The sequence below is a fragment of the Nostoc sp. genome (assembly GCF_036917375.1).
Lineage (GTDB): Bacteria > Cyanobacteriota > Cyanobacteriia > Cyanobacteriales > Nostocaceae > Nostoc.
Window position 1 is genome coordinate 61,783 of the sequence record NZ_JBALDN010000015.1, and the last position, 19,283, is coordinate 81,065.

14 protein-coding genes are annotated in these 19,283 nt (G+C 40.1%); 9 read left to right on the forward strand and 5 right to left on the reverse strand.

Annotation, left to right across the window (positions count from 1 at the left end):
* The first annotated feature begins 10 nt into the window (after positions 1-10).
* The 6 genes from V7K45_RS03515 (at position 11) to V7K45_RS03540 (ending at position 10,231) form a co-directional block, all read left to right on the forward strand.
* Entirely contained in the window at positions 11-5,431 is a 5,421-nt protein-coding gene (locus tag V7K45_RS03515; RefSeq protein ID WP_335000430.1) for a trifunctional serine/threonine-protein kinase/ATP-binding protein/sensor histidine kinase, read from the forward strand.
* Between the two features lie 167 nt (positions 5,432-5,598).
* Positions 5,599-6,864, forward strand: coding sequence for a M16 family metallopeptidase (locus V7K45_RS03520; RefSeq protein ID WP_335000432.1), 1,266 nt, complete (start codon positions 5,599-5,601; stop codon positions 6,862-6,864).
* Positions 6,865-6,931: 67 nt separating this feature from the next.
* Positions 6,932-8,206 (forward strand): M16 family metallopeptidase, encoded by a 1,275-nt coding sequence (locus V7K45_RS03525; RefSeq protein WP_335000707.1) that lies wholly within the window; start codon positions 6,932-6,934, stop codon positions 8,204-8,206.
* A gap of 106 nt (positions 8,207-8,312) precedes the next feature.
* Positions 8,313-9,308 (forward strand): peptidoglycan-binding domain-containing protein, encoded by a 996-nt coding sequence (locus V7K45_RS03530; protein WP_335000434.1) that lies wholly within the window; start codon positions 8,313-8,315, stop codon positions 9,306-9,308.
* A gap of 56 nt (positions 9,309-9,364) precedes the next feature.
* The gene (locus tag V7K45_RS03535) at positions 9,365-9,571 is read left to right on the forward strand and encodes a hypothetical protein (RefSeq protein ID WP_335000436.1); all 207 of its coding nucleotides are present in this window, start codon (positions 9,365-9,367) and stop codon (positions 9,569-9,571) included.
* Positions 9,572-9,877: 306 nt separating this feature from the next.
* Positions 9,878-10,231 (forward strand): phage holin family protein, encoded by a 354-nt coding sequence (locus tag V7K45_RS03540; RefSeq protein WP_094347683.1) that lies wholly within the window; start codon positions 9,878-9,880, stop codon positions 10,229-10,231.
* A gap of 4 nt (positions 10,232-10,235) precedes the next feature.
* On the opposite strand, the gene V7K45_RS03545 is transcribed toward V7K45_RS03540, so the two are convergent.
* The 3 genes from V7K45_RS03545 to argS form a co-directional block, all read right to left on the reverse strand.
* On the reverse strand, positions 10,236-10,745 hold the full coding sequence (locus tag V7K45_RS03545) for a cobalamin biosynthesis protein (protein ID WP_335000438.1): 510 nt from the start codon (positions 10,743-10,745) through the stop codon (positions 10,236-10,238).
* Between the two features lie 7 nt (positions 10,746-10,752).
* Positions 10,753-11,316, reverse strand: coding sequence for a Uma2 family endonuclease (locus tag V7K45_RS03550; protein ID WP_335000440.1), 564 nt, complete (start codon positions 11,314-11,316; stop codon positions 10,753-10,755).
* Between the two features lie 122 nt (positions 11,317-11,438).
* Positions 11,439-13,202 (reverse strand): arginine--tRNA ligase, encoded by a 1,764-nt coding sequence (argS, locus tag V7K45_RS03555; protein WP_335000443.1) that lies wholly within the window; start codon positions 13,200-13,202, stop codon positions 11,439-11,441.
* Positions 13,203-13,928: 726 nt separating this feature from the next.
* Here argS and V7K45_RS03560 point away from each other — a divergent pair.
* Complete coding sequence (locus V7K45_RS03560) at positions 13,929-14,765, forward strand: DUF4114 domain-containing protein (RefSeq protein ID WP_335000445.1); 837 nt, start codon at positions 13,929-13,931, stop codon at positions 14,763-14,765.
* A 123-nt stretch (positions 14,766-14,888) separates the two neighbouring features.
* On the opposite strand, the gene V7K45_RS03565 is transcribed toward V7K45_RS03560, so the two are convergent.
* Entirely contained in the window at positions 14,889-16,157 is a 1,269-nt protein-coding gene (locus tag V7K45_RS03565) for a tetratricopeptide repeat protein (protein WP_335000447.1), read from the reverse strand.
* Between the two features lie 222 nt (positions 16,158-16,379).
* Between V7K45_RS03565 and V7K45_RS03570 the strand changes: the two genes are divergently transcribed.
* Entirely contained in the window at positions 16,380-17,528 is a 1,149-nt protein-coding gene (locus V7K45_RS03570) for a DUF711 family protein (protein WP_335000449.1), read from the forward strand.
* A 2-nt stretch (positions 17,529-17,530) separates the two neighbouring features.
* On the opposite strand, the gene V7K45_RS03575 is transcribed toward V7K45_RS03570, so the two are convergent.
* A complete protein-coding gene (locus V7K45_RS03575; RefSeq protein ID WP_335000451.1) occupies positions 17,531-18,199 on the reverse strand; it encodes a 2OG-Fe dioxygenase family protein in 669 nt (222 codons plus the stop codon).
* Between the two features lie 239 nt (positions 18,200-18,438).
* Between V7K45_RS03575 and sfsA the strand changes: the two genes are divergently transcribed.
* The gene (gene sfsA, locus V7K45_RS03580; protein WP_335000709.1) at positions 18,439-19,164 is read left to right on the forward strand and encodes a DNA/RNA nuclease SfsA; all 726 of its coding nucleotides are present in this window, start codon (positions 18,439-18,441) and stop codon (positions 19,162-19,164) included.
* The last annotated feature ends 119 nt before the right edge of the window (positions 19,165-19,283 follow it).

The window sequence follows — 19,283 nt, forward strand, 5'->3', positions numbered from 1 at the left end:
ATTAAGTCGTATGGTCAGCATTCCCGGATATCAAGTTAGCAAAGAACTCTACAACGGTTCTCGAACCTTGGTTTATCGCGCTAATCGAGAAACTGACCAAAAATCTGTAGTGATTAAGCTGATGAAAACTGCTTATCCCAGCTTCAGCGAATTGGTACACTTTCGCAACCAGTTCACCATTGCCAAAAATTTGAATCTACCTGGAATCATCCAAACCTATAGTCTGGAATCCTATCAGAATGGCTATATGTTAGTGATGGAAGACTTTGGGGGAATTTCTCTAAACCAATGGCAAGGGAGAGGAGAGAATAGGAAAATAGGTGAAACACCACAAGCTCTCATTGAGTTTTTACAAGTAGCGATCGCACTGTGCAATACATTAGATATTCTAATTCGTTATCGGATCGTTCACAAAGATATTAAACCCGCCAATATTTTAATTCATCCAGAAACTAGAGAAGTTAAGTTAATTGACTTTAGTATTGCATCTTTGTTGCCACGAGAAACTCAAAGCCTCATGAGTCCTAATGTGCTAGAAGGGACACTCGGCTATTTGTCTCCAGAGCAAACTGGACGGATGAATCGAGGGATTGATTACCGGACTGATTTTTATTCTCTGGGTGTAACTTTTTACGAATTACTAACAGGACAATTACCATTTCAATCGCACGATCCGATGGAATTGGTACATTGTCATATTGCCAAACTTCCGCCTTTAGTACATGATATTAATCCACAAATTGCGCCTGTACTCTCATCTATCGTTAGCAAATTGATGGCGAAAAATGCCGAAGACCGCTATCAGAGTGCATTTGGGCTGAAATATGATTTAGAAAATTGTTTAGCTCAACTCAAGGAGACGGGGAAAATTGTAAGTTTTCCAATTGCTCAACGGGATGTGTGCGATCGCTTTATTATCCCAGAAAAACTCTATGGGCGCGAGCATGAAGTTGAAACTCTGTTGAAAGCTTTTGACCGCGTTACCAACAATCAAACAGAATTAATGCTGGTGGCTGGTTTTTCTGGTATTGGTAAAACTGCTTTAATTAACGAGGTTCACAAACCTATTGTCCGGCAACGGGGCTACTTCATCAAAGGCAAATATGACCAATTTAATCGGAATATACCCTTCTCAGCTTTTGTGCAGGCATTTCGAGACTTAATGGGACAATTACTGAGTGAAAGTGATGTCCAATTGTCAACTTGGAAAAATAAAATTTTACAAGTGCTGGGGGATGAGGGGCAAGTCATTCTTGAAGTAATTCCCGAACTAGAACAAATTATTGGTCAACAACCACCTGCAACGGAACTTTCACAGAGTGCAGCCCAGAATCGCTTCAATTTACTCTTTCAAAAGTTCATTCAGGTATTTACCACAAAAGAACATCCATTAGTAATTTTCCTTGATGATTTGCAGTGGGCTGATTCTGCATCACTCAAATTGATGCAGTTGTTGATGAGTGAGTCAGGAAGTGGAGCTTTACTTTTAATTGGGGCTTATCGAGACAATGAAGTATCTACCGCGCATCAGTTGATGTTGACTTTAGCGGAGATTCGCAAAGCCAATGCGACAATTAACAGCATTAGTTTAGCTCCGTTAAGTAAAGATAGTTTAAATCAATTGGTGGTTGATACCTTGAGTTGTTCGAGTAAAACTGCCCAACCACTAACGCAACTCGTCTATCAAAAAACTCAAGGAAATCCATTTTTTGCAACCCACTTTCTCAAAGTATTATATGAAGATGGGCTGATTAGTTTTAATTTGGCTCAAGGTTACTGGCAATGCGATATTGTTGCGGTGAAAGCGCTTGCCCTTACGGATGATGTTGTAGAATTTGTAGCGCTACAGTTGCAAAAGTTGCCAGATGCAACGCAAGATATGTTGAAATTAGCTGCATGTATTGGCAACCAGTTTGATTTGCTAACCTTAGCAATTGTTTCTGAACAATCGGAAACCGAAACGGCAGCATCTTTATGGAAAGCTTTGCAAGAGGGGTTAGTTTTACCTACTAGTGAAGTTTATAAATTTTTTCAAGATAACGAGCATAATTCTGACTCAAACCCCTTAAATTCTAATTTCCAAATCCCCACCTATAAATTTTTACACGATCGCGTGCAGCAAGCGGCTTACTCTCTAATTCCAGATGAAGAGAAACAATTTACCCATCTTAAAATTGGTCAATTACTCTTGCAAAATACCTCTGAGTCTCAGCGAGAGGAGCGAATTTTCGAGATTGTCAGTCAGTTGAATTGGGGAATGACATTAATCACTCAGCCGACTGAACGTCAACAGTTAGCCCAATTAAATTTGAATGCCGGTCGAAAAGCGAAAGAAGCTACCGCTTATAGTGCAGCAATTCATTACCTCAATTATGGAATGCAGTTATTGCCGATTAATAACTGGCAAATCGCCTACGAACTGACTCTAAGTTTACACGAAGAAGCTGCCGAAGCTGCTTTTCTCAACAATGAATTTGAGCAAATGGAATCTCTTATCCAGGTTGTCATCGAACAAACAACCACCTTACTAGATAGAGTGAAAGTTTATGAAGTTCAACTCCAAGCTTATCAGGTGCGGAATCAATCATTCAAAGCGATCGCAATTGGGCGTGAACTTCTGGCTCAACTTGGGGTAACATTACCTGAATCAGTAACACCTCCAGACATTCAGCAATCTGTAGTCAACGCGCTCTCTACTTTGGCAGCCAGAAGTATTGAGGGCTTAGTTGATTTGCCATTGATGGATGATACCAAAGCTTTGGTTGCTTTGCGGATTATGGCTAGCATTGCTCCCGCCATCCACCAAACTGCCCCTTATCTGTTCCCAATTATTGCCTGCGAAGAGGTGAATTTATCTCTTAAATACGGCAATGCACCACTTTCTGCACCAGGATATGCAGATTTTGGAATTGTACTTAATATTTGTAACCAACTGGAGTCAGGCTCAGAATTTGGCCAGCTAGCTTTAATGCTTGTGGATAGATTTAAAGCAAAATCTGTTCAAAGCATGACTCTATTTAAGGTGGGTGCATTAAATCAATGTAATAAACAACATGTTCGCACTTCAATTAGTTTATTACAGGAATCCCATAGTCTTGGATTAGAAACAGGCGATTTTTTTCATGTACTGGCATCGATGATTTTCAAGTTATTCTATGTCTATTTAAGTGGCACAGAAGTTTTGGAAATTCTCTTAGCAGATATCAAAGCCTACGAGTCTAATTTTGCCCAAAATCAGCGGTTATTAAGTTGGTCGAATATAATTTCTCAAAGCATTAAAAATTTAACCGAATCTAGCGATAATCCAGAGCGCTTTATTGGTGAAAATTATCAAGATGAACAACTATTATCTGCGCTCCTTAAAGAAAATGACGAATTAACACTCCATGTATTTTTCCTAAGTAAATTAACACTCAGTTATTTGTTTGGGAATTTTCCGGCGGCAGTTGAAAATGCAAATCAGGGAGAGCAATACCTCAACAGTGGCGCAGGAATGCTATCTGTGCCTGTTTTCTACTATTACGATTCTCTGTCTCGTCTGGCTGTCTATGCAACGGCTGAACCATCTCAACAAGAACAATTACTCTTAAAGGTTGGCGAAAACCAGGAAAAATTGCAGTTTCGAGCCAAATTTGCACCAATGAATTTCCAGCACAAATTTGATTTGGTGGAAGCAGAACAGCATCGGGTTCTGGGCGAAAAAATAGCAGCAATAGAATTATACGATCGCGCCATAACTCTAGCGAAAGAAAACCAATACATCCAAGAAGAAGCTTTGAGTAATGAGCTAGCTGCCAAGTTCTACCTCGAATGGGGTAAAGAAAAAATCGCCCAAGTTTATATGCAAGAAGCTTATTACTGCTATGCTCGTTGGGGCGCTAAAGCCAAAACTGAGGATTTAGAAAAACGCTATCCTCAACTCCTGGCTCCCATCTTACAAGGGCAGCATCATCGCTTTCAACTGAGTTCAACTGTTGATGCATCATCATTTCCACATCAAACCATCCACACAAATCTTTCTAGCAGCAGTATTTCGGAAGCCCTCGATTTTGCCACCATCTTTAAAGCTGCACAAGTTCTCTCCAGTGAAATTCAATTAGAGCAATTGCTCACTACTCTCTTGCAAGTAGTAATGGAAAATGCTGGAGCGAAAAAAGCTGCCCTACTTGTACTCGAACAGGGCAACTTAGTGGTTAAAGCTGTAGCTACCATCAATGAAGGGGTGACTCTAGTATCTGTACCATTGTCAAGCAGCCAAAACATTCCGATCGCATTGGTAAACTATGTCAAACACAGCTTAAAAACTGTGGTGCTGGATGATGCAACAGTAAAAAACGATTTTATTACTGACCAATATTTGATTCAGCAACAACCCAAAAGTGTGTTGTGTACGCCGATTTTGCATCATGGCCAATTAATCGGGTTACTATATCTGGAAAATAAGTTGACGATTGGCGCATTTACAAGCGATCGCACCGAAGTTATCCAACTGCTATGCGCTCAAGCTGCCATCTCTCTAGAAAATGCCCGTCTTTATCAAGAATCTCAAAATAATGCCCAACAGTTAGAGCGATCGCTACAAGAACTTGAGCATACCCAATTACAAATGGTGCAAAATGAAAAAATGGCAACCTTGGGTAATTTAGTTGCTGGGGTGGCACATGAAATTAATAATCCGATTGGATTTCTCAAAGGCAGCCTCAACAATGCCGAAGAGTATATTCAAGACTTACTCGCTCATATCCAATGCTACCAACAACATCATCCCACTCCGGCGATCGCAGTCATTGAGCATAGCGAAGAAATTGACCTAGAATTCCTGACTGAAGACTTACCAAAGCTAGTAGGCTCAATGAAGGTGGCTTCAGAAAGGATCAAAGATATTAGTATCAGTCTCCGCACCTTCTCCAGAGCCGATACAACTGAAAAAGTTGCTTGTAACCTCCATGAAGGGATTGAGAGTACCCTGTTGATTTTGAAGTATCGCCTCAAAGCTAACGAAAAACGTCCAGCAATTGAAGTCATCACCAAATACGGAAATTTACCGCCTGTTAAGTGCTTTTTAGGACAGTTAAATCAAGTATTTATGAATATCCTCGCTAACGCCATCGATGTCTTAGATACTTCCTGTGAGGGGCTTTCTTTTGCCCAAGCCCAAGCCAATCATCACCAAATACTGATTCATACCGAAGTATCCAGCGAACAAAATATGGTGGTAATTCGCATCAAAGATAACGGTCAGGGAATGCCAGAGGAGGTTAGATCGCGGATATTTGACCACCTATTTACCACGAAAGAGGTTGGCAAAGGAACAGGATTGGGACTCGCGATCGCTCGTCAAATTGTCGAAGAAACCCATGATGGGCGGTTGAGTTGCAATTCTGTGCTTGGCGAAGGAACAGAATTTGTCATTGAGATTCCAGTATTTTAACTAATTTGCGATTTTCCTCTCAATGCATAACGCTTCTAATTTTTCGGTAATCTGGAGAACAGCAATAGCATAATTATCCTAAATCTGTATACCTTGATTCTAAATGAGGTAGCGTTCAGAGTTAAAATTACACAATTGCGTTAAATTGTGGTTAAAACTACAAAAAATTGTTAAAACAACTAACTAATACCGTATTTCCAGCCTCGATCTTCCGACTAGACAGTGGTTTAACTTTTATTCATCAAGAAATTCCCACTACTCCTGTCGTTGTGGCGGATGTTTGGGTGCGTGCTGGAGCCAGCTTAGAGCCAAAACCGTGGTTTGGCATGGCGCACTTTTTAGAACACATGATTTTTAAAGGTACGGCGACGCTACCCCCTGGAATGTTCGATTCCAAAGTTGAAAACCGGGGTGGCGTGAGTAATGCGGCGACAAGCTATGATTATGCTCATTATTCACTCACCACAGCTGCTCCTTATTTAAAAGATACTCTGCCCTACTTGGGAGAACTACTACTCAATGCGGCAATTCCAGAAGATGAATTTAGCCGAGAACGAGATGTAGTGCTAGAGGAAATTCGCTCATGTCAAGACGATTCCGACTGGATAGGATTTCAAGCACTAATTCAAAGCATCTATCCGCATCACCCTTACGGACGTTCGGTGTTGGGTACTGAGCAAGAACTGATGCAGCAGTCGCCAGAAGCAATGCGCTGTTTTCATCACGCCCACTATCAGCCGGAAAATATGACAGTGGTAATTGCTGGAGGTATAGCCCAGCAACCAGCTTGGGAAATGGTAAATCATTCATTTGCTGATTTTGCCGAACGCTCGGATTGTCCGCAGTTTCAGAAAGTGACAAAGCCAGCGATCGCCGGAATTCATCGTCAAGAATTGTGTTTACCACGGATAGAACAAGCGCGATTGTTGATGGCGTGGCTGGTACCCGGAGTAGAAGATATCCGTACTGGCTATGGTTTAGATTTTTTGTCAGTATTATTGGCAGAAGGACGGACTTCGCGTTTAGTGCGCGATCTGCGAGAAGATTTGCAATTGGTACAGGGAATTTGCAGCAGTTTTTCTCTACAACGAGAATCAAGTTTATTTACAATTACTGCTTGGTTAGAACCAGAAAATCTTGAGGAAGTTGAGTCTTTAATTTGCGCTCATTTGGATAATTTGCAGACTAAAGGAATTAGCGAACAAGAAATTGCTCGTACACGCAGGTTGCTATGTAACGAGTATGCGTTTTCTACCGAAACGCCAAATCAACTTACAGGGCTTTATGGATATTACAATACCATTGCCCAAGCTGAATTAGCAGTGACATATCCCCAGCAGATTCAGTCTTTTGATGCCAAAGAATTGCAAAAATTAGCTAAACAGTATCTCTCGCCAGAGAATTACGCGGTTACTGTACTTAAACCGTGTTAGTTATTGGGTATGGGGCATTGGGCATTGGGCATTGGGCAAATGACAAATGACAAAGGACAAAGGACAAATGACAACCTTGCTGCAAAAATCGCCTATCCATCGCACTGTATTGAACAATGGCATTGTCGTGCTGGTGACAGAAAATCCGGCTGCGGACATTATTGCAGCGCGAATTTTTGTGCGTGCCGGTAGTTGTAACGAAAACCTGGAGCAAGCAGGGTTGGCACATTTGCTCTCAGCAGTAATGACAAAAGGATGTGATGGACTTTCTAGCTTGGAAATTGCAGAAAAAGTCGAGTCTGTAGGGGCGAGTTTAAGTGCGGATGCTGGCACTGATTATTTTTTGCTATCTTTCAAGACGGTAACATCTGATTTTGGGGAAATTTTAACATTGGCAGGGCGGATTTTGCGATCGCCGACTTTTCCCGAAACTCAAGTGGAACTAGAACGGCGTTTAGCACTCCAGGATATTCGTTCCCAAAAAGAGCAACCGTTCAATGTCGCCTTTGAACAAATGCGGCAGGTAATGTACCAAAATCACCCATACTCTATGTCAGTGCTGGGAGATGAAAGCACTATGAGCCGCTTAACTCGTGCAGATTTAGTGGACTATCACCAAACTCATTTCCGTCCAGATAATGTAGTAATTAGTATTGCTGGTAGAGTCGCAGCTACAGATGCAATAGCATTAGTGGAAGAAGTTTTTGGTGATTGGCAATCCCCACCCCAAGCACTGCCAATACTGAATTTACCTGAGATTAAGGTAGAACCACAGGTAAGGCTAAAACCAATACAGACACAACAATCAATTGTGATGCTGGGGTATTTGGGAACATCGGTGAGTTCCGTTGACTACGCCGCCTTGAAGTTGCTGTGTACCTACTTAGGAAATGGGCTTTCTAGTCGCTTGTTTGTCGAATTGCGAGAAAAACGCGGTTTAGCTTACGAAGTATCTGCCTTTTACTCCACAAGGCTATTTCCAGCCTCATTTGTAGTTTATATGGGTACAGCACCAGAAAACACCAGCATCGCCCTAGAAGGACTGCGTACAGAAGTAGATTTATTGTGTACTACCGAAGTATCCGAAAGCGCGCTCCAAGCTGCTAAAAATAAGATCCTGGGGCAATACGCCTTGGGTAAACAAACGAACGGGCAAATTGCTCAGATATACGGTTGGTATGAAATTTTGGGTTTAGGAATTGATTTTGATACAAAATTTCAAGAATTGATTGCGGCGGTGAGTGCCAAAGATGCGATCGCTTCAGCTTGTAAGTATTTAAAAGAACCTTACTTGTCTTTAGTTGGTCAAGAAGAAGCAATTAATCGAGCGATCGCGAACTGAGAATCTGCCGCAACGACGCCCGTCGGAGATATTGTAAAATGCAGCAGCTGTTTTTTAGACCAAGCGGCTGTACCATTAGCATGAGAATATTCTGGGAGTGAATTCCATGCAAAGCAGCCTGACAGCAAGTATTTTGAGTTACTTAAAATTACTAGACTCAACTGTAAATCGCTGTAGAATGGAAAAACGGCAAAAAGATTGGTGGCCAAAGAGGTTTAAATCTTTATCAGCCATTAAAATACTCTTGTTTTCTGCTACGCCTCTGCTTATTACCTCAACGGCTTTAATATCAATAGCAGCTCCACAAAAAATTGCCCAAGTAAATCCTGGAAATAGCATCAACCGCCCTAGCCTCAAAGTTGGCAGTCAAGGCGAACGTGTAGCTGAACTTCAGGCAGCTCTGAAACTTTTGGGTTTTTATTCTGGTGCAGTAGATGGTATTTATAGTGAAAATACAGCTACTGCTGTTTCCCGATTTAAACAAGCAGCTGGCTTGAATCCAGATGGCGTTGTTGATGCCAGCACTTGGCAACGACTTTTTCCTAATCAACCAGTAGCAGCATCAACTGCCCCTTCATCCCAGCCAAGATTTAACTCAGCTACAAATTTTCCTGTTCCAACCCAGGCTAGTAACCTCACCAACGTTGGAAATCCCAACCCCAACCCTCCCAGACAAGCTGTAACACAAGTTCCGACTAGACCAGAACCAAAACCTACTACCCCAAAAAAAGCTGTAACCCAGGTTACGAACAACCCTGAGCCAAGACCTGCTACTCCCAAAAAAACTACAACTTCTAGCACAAAGAAACCGCCGAAGCGTACTACATCAACTACTAGAACTCAGTCAAACACAACTACAAAACGAACTCCTGGTATTCAATACACCTCAGAAGGATTGCCAATTTTGCGTATAGGATTACGTGGTTCTGAAGTTGTTAAGTTGCAACAACAACTGAAAAAGCTTGGTTTCTTGAAAGGTGATGCCGATGGAGACTTTGGCGAGACAACCGAAGCAGCAGTGAAAGCTGCACAAAAACGCTATGGTTTAGAACCTGACGGCGTAGTTGGTGGCTCTACCTGGGAGGTTCTTTTGCGGCGTTAGGCATGGTATGAGCATAGCCAGCATCTCCTTTGCGTGTAAGCAAAAACGCTGACAAAATGCTCCAAAGTTCTCATATAGCAGGAGGCAGTGTTTCGACTACGCGGCAGTTGAGCGTAGTCGAAACTCAACAACCAGGCAGGAGTAAAAACTTTGCTATTCCTGAGATTTACGCTTGTCATTATGTCCTAATCTACCTGCCAACTGCTATAACTTATTTCTTTTTTGGAAATCCCCAAGTTACAGAGGTTTTTCAACTTCAATAAACCTCTGTAGGGGTTTTGCGCTTCACAGCATTTTTGATGAATTTAACTAAATCATCGTAAGTTTTCCACTTAAATTCTACTCAGGTCGGTGTGGGTAGTTCACTGCGGTACATCCTGCAATACGATAAAGATATACCGATTAGAAGTATCTCTCTTGCCAGCACTGAAAAATTACATTGATTTTAGGCTGATAAAAGATGATGGCAACTTTAAGAGTCAAATACAACAACACTCGATCGTGTTACAAATCACAACTGGCAATAGTGAAATTAATTAAACTTACTGCTAAATCCTCTAAAAAAACTTATGCAACACTTTTTATTAACTTGGCTCGGTACTGCGGTGGCGTTATTCATTACAGCTAATATCGTTCCAGGATTCTTTATCAAGAATTTTGTGACTGCCTTAATCGCTGCCTTTGTAATTGGTTTAGTTAATGCATTTATTAGACCAATTTTACAGATTCTGACGTTTCCAATTACCTTGCTCACCTTTGGTTTATTTACATTGGTGATTAACGCTTTAGCCCTTTGGCTGGCAAGTGTCCTAACTCCTGGTTCTGGTTTTGAGATTCAGGGTTTTTTACCTGCTTTGTTAGGTTCAATTGTACTAGCAATTGTTTCTAGTATCATTAACTATTTTTTGAGAGTTGTTGACTAGAAAGTTAAGAAACTTTTGTGATACTAATAATATTTAAAGCTTGGGCAACAGCAAGAGTTACCGCTCCTGGTTGCCCTTGTATTTGGAAAATTTGTTTAGGAACTAAAAACTTTGCTCGTAATTCCTTTATGTTTGTAAAGGGGAAAACAGTCAAAGATGTAAGTTGAGAAGCTGCAAGAATAGCAGCTGCTTCTGCTACGCTAGGTGTACCTACTTTATCGTCGGTAATTGTGGCAGGGTTGGGGACACAGACAGAGCGAAGTATTTCCGCAGAAAAGGTTGTTAAGGGCAAATTGCGGAGGCGACAAAGTTTGACTAAGCCAACTTCCAAGGCTTTAGTGTCAATGGTAGCAATACCTGCGATCGCACTTGGAAAAAGTTGATTTTCTCGAAAGACTTGCTCAATTGCCAGATCGATTAACTTCCATGATGTTCCCCGTTTACAACCGATTCCTACCCACAAAACCTGTGGTATTTGCTGTATTTCATTACTCAGGCTGTGAGGGTTTGACATAATTGGTTTACTCCAACAGCCAACCAAATAAATCTCCTACCGTTAGCCTCAACTCACTTGCAAAATCTGGCACTGGAAGTAAAGCTTCTAGTTCATCCAACATGACTGGCTGTTGATTGCGGATGTACACAAATACCGTTTGTTCTTCTGGATCGATCAACCAACCCATTTGTGTTTCATAATTCAGGCAATGTAAAATATTTTTTGTAACTTTCGTTGTTCTTTGGTCAGGTGATAGAATCTCAATCGTCCAATCGGGAGCTGCTTGGAATACGTTGGCAACTTCACCATTTTCATCACGAGGAATTCTTTGCCAAGTAAATACAGAAATATCTGGCACTATTGACCTTCCAGCAAAAGTACACCGCAGTTCTGGAAAAACACGAGCAATTCGCTTGGACTTCACTATTGAGCTGATGGTGCTAATAATTTCACCTCGAATTGTACTGTGCTTTCCCTGTGGCATAGGTTTTTGAATAATTTCACCATTGATATATTCACTAGCGGGCTTCGTTTCTGGTAACATTAGAAACTCTGCCAAAGTTATGTTTTTTGATGGTGTCCGTACCATAAGCGATCGCCTCCAGTCCAGCAATTCTTAAAAAACCGCAAAGTACACAAAGAAAAAATCAGCTTAACTCTTACTCTGCGTACCTTAGCGTTACCTTCGCGTACCTTTGCGTTAAAAAAATATTACATCCTCTCCAATACCTGAATTCCCAACAAAGATAATCCCAGTTTCAGAGTTCTAGCTGTCAAATCACACAGAATCAAACGGGATGTGCGCTGTGGTTCCTGTGCCTCTAAAACCTGAACTCCCTGATTGCGATCGTAAAACTGATTAAACTTTTTACTCAGTTCGTACAAATATTCACATAAACGATTGGGAAGCAAGTCTTGCTCTACACTACTAATAACTTCATCCAGTTGAAGTAAATATTTTGCCAGCGCTAATTCTGTTTCATGCTCCAACAAAACAGCATTGTTTCCCAACTCCTTAAAGTTAATATCACCCTTGCGGCTAATCCCTTGAATCCGCGCATAAGCGTACAACATATAGGGCGCAGTGTTACCTTTAAAATCCAGCATTTTGTCGTAGCTGAAGATGTAGTTACTAGTGCGATTTTGGCTTAAGTCTGCATACTTAACTGCGCTGATTCCAACTACTCTAGCAACTTCATTAATGAATTCTTCACTTTCTTGGCGTTCTTCTTCTTGTAATCTAGTTTTTAAGTCAGCATGGGCACGAGAAACAGCTTCATCTAATAAATCCCGTAACCGCACAGTATCCCCAGAACGAGTTTTGAATTTCTTACCATCTTCTCCTAACACCAACCCAAAGGGAACATGCACTAATTCCACATCATCGGGAATCCATCCGGCTTTGCGTGCTACTTGGAAAAATTGGGCGAAGTGGTTTCCTTGTCCAGCATCTGTTACATAAATTATCCGCTTTGCTCGATCCTGCTGAATGCGGTAGCGGAGAGATGCTAAATCAGTTGTGGCGTAGTTATAGCCGCCATCTGATTTCTGTACAATTAAGGGTAAAGGTTCACCTTCTCTATTTGTAAACCCTTCTAGAAAAACGCATTTTGCCCCTTGATTTTCTACCAGTAACCCAGATTTATCTAAATCTTCTACAACGCCAGATAATAAAGGGTTATAAAAAGATTCGCCGCGTTCAGTTAACTTGATATCCAGCAACTCATAAATTACTTGAAACTCTCGCCGTGATTGTTCACACAGCAGTTTCCAAGCATGGAGTGTATCTTCTGCACCTGCTTGTAATCTTACAACTTCTTGGCGTGCTGTTTCTTGAAAAGCTTCATCGGCATCAAACCGTAGTTTGGCTTTGCGATAAAAAGAGACTAAATCACCAATATCTAAAGCATTAGGGGTGGTAAGTGCGTCTGGGTAAACTTCCCGCAGATAGGCGATTAACATGCCAAACTGCGTACCCCAATCACCTACATGATTTAATCGCAGTACATCGTGTCCAAGAAATTCTAAAATCCGGGCGATGGAATCACCAATAATCGTCGAACGCAAGTGTCCGACGTGCATTTCTTTAGCAATATTCGGACTGGAAAAATCCACAATTTCTCGCTTCGGGGTTTTCGCTGCTGGAACTCCCAGTCTGGGATCGGCTTGAATCTCATTTAATTGTGCTTCTAAGTATGCCGTTTTCAGTTTCAGATTGATAAATCCTGGCCCAGCAATTTCCGGTGGTTCACAGATTTCGGATACATCTAGTTTCTCCACGATCGCACCTGCGATCGCTCTTGGTTGCAATCCTTTCTTTTTACTCAGGGATAAAGCCACATTCGCCTGATAATCGCCAAATTTAGGATTGCTAGCAGGAACCAAAATTGGATCTACTCCAGCGAAGTCAGCGCCAAAAGCCGCGACTAAAGCCTGCTCTAAGAGAGCTTTTAGTTTTTCTTGTGTAGCGTTCATATATAGATTTTATCTGTGAAAGGGGGAATGTAGCTCTGGAAAAGCTTGATTATTTTAACCTTAAAAGATATTCATCAAGCCTAAGCAAAGACTGTCATTTTAAAGTAGAACCCCCTTAAATTGTCTCCCATCCTCGGCATAACTTCTAGATTCTGACGATACCGAAGTCGATTTTGACAGACTACTAGTTAATCAAGCCAACTAAAGCGTAGTACGTAGTAAACACTTTAGCGCTTAAAACAAAGACTAAACTTATTTACCCAGGTTTCATTGATTTGATAGATTACTACGTTTCTCAACGTAAGTACGGAGATCATCTCTATTTGTATAGCAGCGTATTAACTAAGCCTTGGCTTCGTTGATACGGATGACGGCACACCATTACTTATCTACCTCATTTCAATGAAAATTCCTATAGATTAAGCTTTTAGCTTTTCACTATAGAAATTGCATATCTGATTTTCATCAAAAGTAGATATTATTCATTAAGTTTTAATCATGCAGGAGTTTAACTACTAAGTGTTGATAACAGGATCGTTTTAGATGAAAACTCTCTTTTTTCAGTAAAAATACTTTAGATAAAGCGCTATTTAAATATACTAGCAAAAGTAAATAGACAGATTGACGTTGCAGAAGTCTAGCTGTTAGAAGTAAGAGACAACTGAAGAGAGATAGCTGCTCAAAAAGCATTATCTAAATTGTCTTTCCTACTTAATGGCTCATAATATGAAACCTAATTTACTCGCTGCCTTTATTGCCGCTACAGCTACATTAACCGGATTAGTTTCCAAAGTAGAAACTGCATCTGCTGCTGATTTTAATTGGAATAGTTCATGGACTCAACCAACTGTATATAATAAATCTCAAACTGGTTTTAACGACAATCCTTTTCAACAATTTGTCCAAGCAGAAAGTGTTGCCCTTCCAAACAGCGGACAATTTAAATTAGATCCCAATAAATTAAATCTAAAATACGACCACGATGTTTCTGTTTACTTTATCAATGAGGGTGCAGGTTATAGAAATCAGTTAGCCTTTGAAGCTACAGGAACTACTAATAAGTCTGGGCTGCTTTTTAATGATATTTCCTGTCAAGGAAATGGATGTGTTAGTGGTGACTGGGGTGGTAACGCATTAAAACTAGGTGATGGAGTCAAAGTTGGTAATGTTACCGCAGGTACTCAACTAGATTTATGGTTGAGAGCTGATGGTTTGAACCGTGGCAACTCTGCCAATATCTTTGGTACTGACACTGCCTCTAACGCTGACGGACTACAGCACGCAGTTGCTTATGCTTACAACAACTACATCCTTCTGGCATTCGAGGATTTATACGGAGGTTTACACGCTTCAGGGATAGATTCTGCAACTGGTAAGTGGAATGAAGGTTCCGATCGCGACTTTAATGATGTTGTCGTCGTTCTTGATGTCGGTGAGGCAAATGTTAAAGCGTTAATTGGTGCTACCGTTCCTGAACCATCTGTTACTCTATCAATGTTTGCGGTGGGAGCTGTTAGTATGTTTGGATTGCGCCGTCGCCGTCAAAGTCGCACTGCTAACTAAACTTTGAGACGATGCTAAATATAAGGTGCATTTAGTTTCATTGGAAAATAACAGGCGTCGATAGCATTTTCACCCGTATAGATAATGTACGGGTGATTTTACTTTTGTAGTGGCATTTATATTTTATCTATTGCGATCGCGTTCTAAATCATCAATCACTTTTTGCAAATACCACTCGTCTGACATCCCAGGATGGTAATCTTTGTTTTGCTGAATCAATCGTTCGGCAATTTCCCAGTATCCCCCAACCATTCGTAAAAGTCGCTGACGTAGCAGGTGATATTTTTGCTTTTTTGACTCTGGACTAAATTTCTGAATTTTTTCTAAGCTATTTAAGACTTGTTGATAATTTTCCCAGTCTTCTTGTTCGCAAAAGATACTCCCCGCCCGTTGATAATCTTCCACGGCATTTTGTATTTCTTCTAAGCAAGTATAGGCAATGCCACGATTGTAATAAGCTTGAGCCTCATCAGAATTGATTTGCAACGCTTGGGTGTAATCTTGAATTGCACCGAGATAATTACCCGTTGCCCGATAGACATTACCTCTGGCAATATAAACTAAGCCATCTTCGGGTTGCATCTGGACTGCTTGGTTGAGATCCGCGATCGCACCTTGATGATCTCCCAAGACAGAACGGGCTTTACCTCGGTTGCGATAGACAATAGCATCTTGAAAATTTAGTCGTAATGCTTGATTAAAATCTGCGATCGCTTCTCGATAATTCCCCATTTTATAACGTACAACTCCACGACAGCAGTAAGCTTGGGCATCTTGCGGATCGGCTTTTAATACCCAGTTTAAATCGGCGAGTGCTTCTTGAGTATCTCCCTTTTCAGCCTTTTCTAATAATTGCGTGAAATAATCATTGGTAGATAAAATAGGTGCATTGGTGGAACGCGATTCCTGAAGGACAGGTAATTCTTTAGGTTGTAGCTGTTTAATTCGTTCTAAAGACAGACGACAATTCTCTTTGTCCTGTTGCTCTAGATATAACCCAGCAGCTTTTTTAAAGTTAGCGATCGCATCTTGAATATAACCCTGTTTGCGCCGCACCATTCCCCGCAGATTATAAGCAGCAGCATAATTGAGATTCAGACGAATTGCGCATTCAACATCATCTAGCGCCCCCGGTAAATTTTTCAGCGCTACCCTAGCCAATCCCCGACAATAATATGCCTCTACACTCTCAGGATTAAACTTCAGGGCTTCGGTATAATCTGAAACAGCTTTCAATATTGCACCTGAGTCATAATGTGCTAAACCCCGTTGCAAATAAGCTTCGCTAAAGTAAGGTGTCACTTGTAAAGCATGGTTAAATTCCTCAATTGCTCCTGCGTAATCTTTTCGCCTAGCCTTTTCCAATCCCCTGTTGTAAAATTCGTCATTCATGGCATTTGTTTGGTTTATTCAGTTCATTGAATTCCAGCAGGCTTGTTTCGTAGCCTAACCTATGCACTCACCTTCATATTTTAAGTATATTTCATATTTTTTGTGAAATAAAAACAACACCCTAACTTAAGTTGTTATAAATGGAATTTATCCAATAGAATATTGTACGCGTCCAGATTCTAGAGTTAAGTTTAATTAAAATATCGCTATTTATTTATATTAATGAAAATTCGAACTATTACAACAGGTATATCAATTCAATCTCTGCAATATCAGGAAAAAATTAAGCAAGCTGCTGAGTTGAATCAGCAGGTACAGATTTTGTTTGAAAAACTAGGATATGAAGTCCAAACAACTAGAATTGCTACTAATAGCTGGGAAGAATATCTGCAAGGTTTATCTAAAATCGAAATTATTAATGAAATTCAAGCTCTCGAACAACTTTGTCAAAATTTGAATATCAGCTTTTTCAATATTGGTTATGCCAGCAAACCTGAAACTATAGATATAATTTCAGATATCAATAAAAATACATCAATTATTTATTGCTCTAGTAAAATTGGGGACAGGGAAAACGGTATAATTTTTGAGAATGCTAAGGAATCTGCCAAAGCTATTAAACATATTTCCCAAGAAAGTGAAAATGGCTATGGTAACTTTCGTTTTTGTGCATGGGCAAACTGCCAGCCAGATATCCCATTTTTTCCTACGGCATACCATATAGGCAATACATCTTTTGCTATAGGTTTAGAGTTAGGCGATTTGGTAATGCAAGCATTTTCACAAGCTAATAATATTCTTACAGCAGAGCAAAATCTGCAATTAATTTTAGAATTAGAATTAAATAAAATCGCAGTTATTGCTGAAAAAATCTCCGATAAATTTGCTGTTATATATAGAGGAATTGATACATCTCTAGCTCCATCTTTAGATAAAGAAAATAGTATTGCTTTTGCTTATGAAAAATTGATGAATAGTAAGTTTGGGCATTCAGGAACTCTGGCAATTTCTGGGATGCTTACTCGCGTATTGAAAAATGTATCAGTAAAAATCTGTGGTTATTCTGGACTGATGCTTCCAGTTTGTGAAGATGTTGGACTAGCTACCAGAGCTAATGAGCAAACATATAACATTACAAATTTATTATTATATTCAGCAGTTTGTGGCTGTGGACTGGATACAGTTCCGATTCCAGGTGATATCACAATAGAAAAACTTACAGCTTTATTAATTGATATGGCAACTTTAGCGATCAAATTAGATAAACCACTATCAGCAAGATTATTTCCAATTCCAAATAAAAAAGCTGGGGAAATGACTACATTCAATTCCCCATATCTCGTAGATTGTAAAATATTTACTGTTGACTAAAATTATTCTGAAAGCAAGCTGGGAGAAGTTAGCACAAAAACATCTCTACTTCCTTGAGCATCAATCTGTGGTTTGATAGGAGTGGTAAAGTGGAAAAAATCATGATCGTTGACTAATAAGAGTTCTCCCGGATTTAGAACTTTACTAAACACAGGCTTTTCTTTTTTGTCAGTATATAAATGTGTTTCTCCACCTTGAATATTATCTCTATCTACTGAAAATATACCGATAAAATCAGTACCATCTTGATGGATACCTTCAGGTGCTGGATTACCCAAATTATCTGCCGAACAAATAGTTCTAATTTGATGAACTCCGATTTCAGCTTCAGGATGAAGTTTACAAGAATCACTAAATGCTAAGACAAGATTTTGAAAAATATCAAGTTCTATAAGTGCATCTTCTAATTCTGCAAACTCTCTTTTTATGTCACCCACTAATGGATTATACTCTTTAGTTTGAAAGAGGTAGCCATGAGGTAATTTGATTAATTGATTTCCAGAAACCGTGAACCGAGATAATCTTCTGGAACGATAAGTGCCTTTGATATAAGGATCGATAGGCATATTACTAAAAAAGGACTTAAAACCTTCTGGATTGATAGAATTTACCTTTCTTAGAGTAAACAGAAAAGCATATTCTAATTCCGTTGATGTCCACACTTTTTGCATAGGATTTACCTCCTTGCACGTTGAAATTCTCCCAGATTTTTATGGGAGGCTTACAATACTTAGTATATGCTACTTTTTATTACTATGTTGTCAATTTAACTACAAAAATTGACAATCCATGATATGTAAAGTTACTCAAATTCTGTAGCAGGGTGGAGTAGCTGCTGAAAAAATTTGCAGATATGGGTTCGGTGGGCAAAGAATCGACGTATATTTACAAACAGCAACAAGGTTCCATAATGATAGATTGGCTTTACCGTTACCCACCTTTGTATCCCGGTATTTTACTCAAGCGTTACAAGCGGTTTTTTGCTGACGTTCAACTGCCTTCTGGCGAAATAGTGACAGCACACTGTCCGAATACAGGGCCAATGACTGGAGTATCGACACCTCTAAGTGCAGTACAGCTTTCCAAAAGCGATAATCTTAACCGCAAATTGGCTTACACTCTAGAACTAATTCAGGTACATGACAATGAGCCGACTTGGGTAGGCATAAATACTTTTTTGCCCAATCGGGTGGTAAAGCTAGCTTTGGCGAAACACCTTTTCCCGGAATTGGGCAACTATAGCCAAATCAAGGGTGAGGTAGTTTATGGGCTAGATAAAAAAAGTCGAGTGGATTTTTTCTTGACGGGAAGTGATGAGGAACGCCCGATTTATTTAGAAGTGAAAAATACAACTTTGTCTGAGGGGAGATTAGCTTTATTTCCTGACACGGAGACTACAAGAGGACAAAAGCACTTGCGAGAACTGATGGCGTTGTTACCTTTAACTCGCGCGGTGATGCTCTACTTTATCAATCGCGGTGATTGTATCGAGTTTTCCCCTGGCGATCGCACAGATCCTATATATGGTAAATTATTGCGGGATGCGATCGCTCTCGGTTTAGAAGTCTTACCTTGCCGTTTTGACATTTCCCCCGAAGGTATCCGTTATTTGGGTTTGGCAAAACTAAAAATTTGATTACATCTAATTAAGAGAAACTAGCAATTGCAACGCTTCTACACGCATAAAACAACAAATCCATCTAGATCCTGTCTAGATGGATTTGTTGGTAATTGATGTTTACTAAAAAACATTCA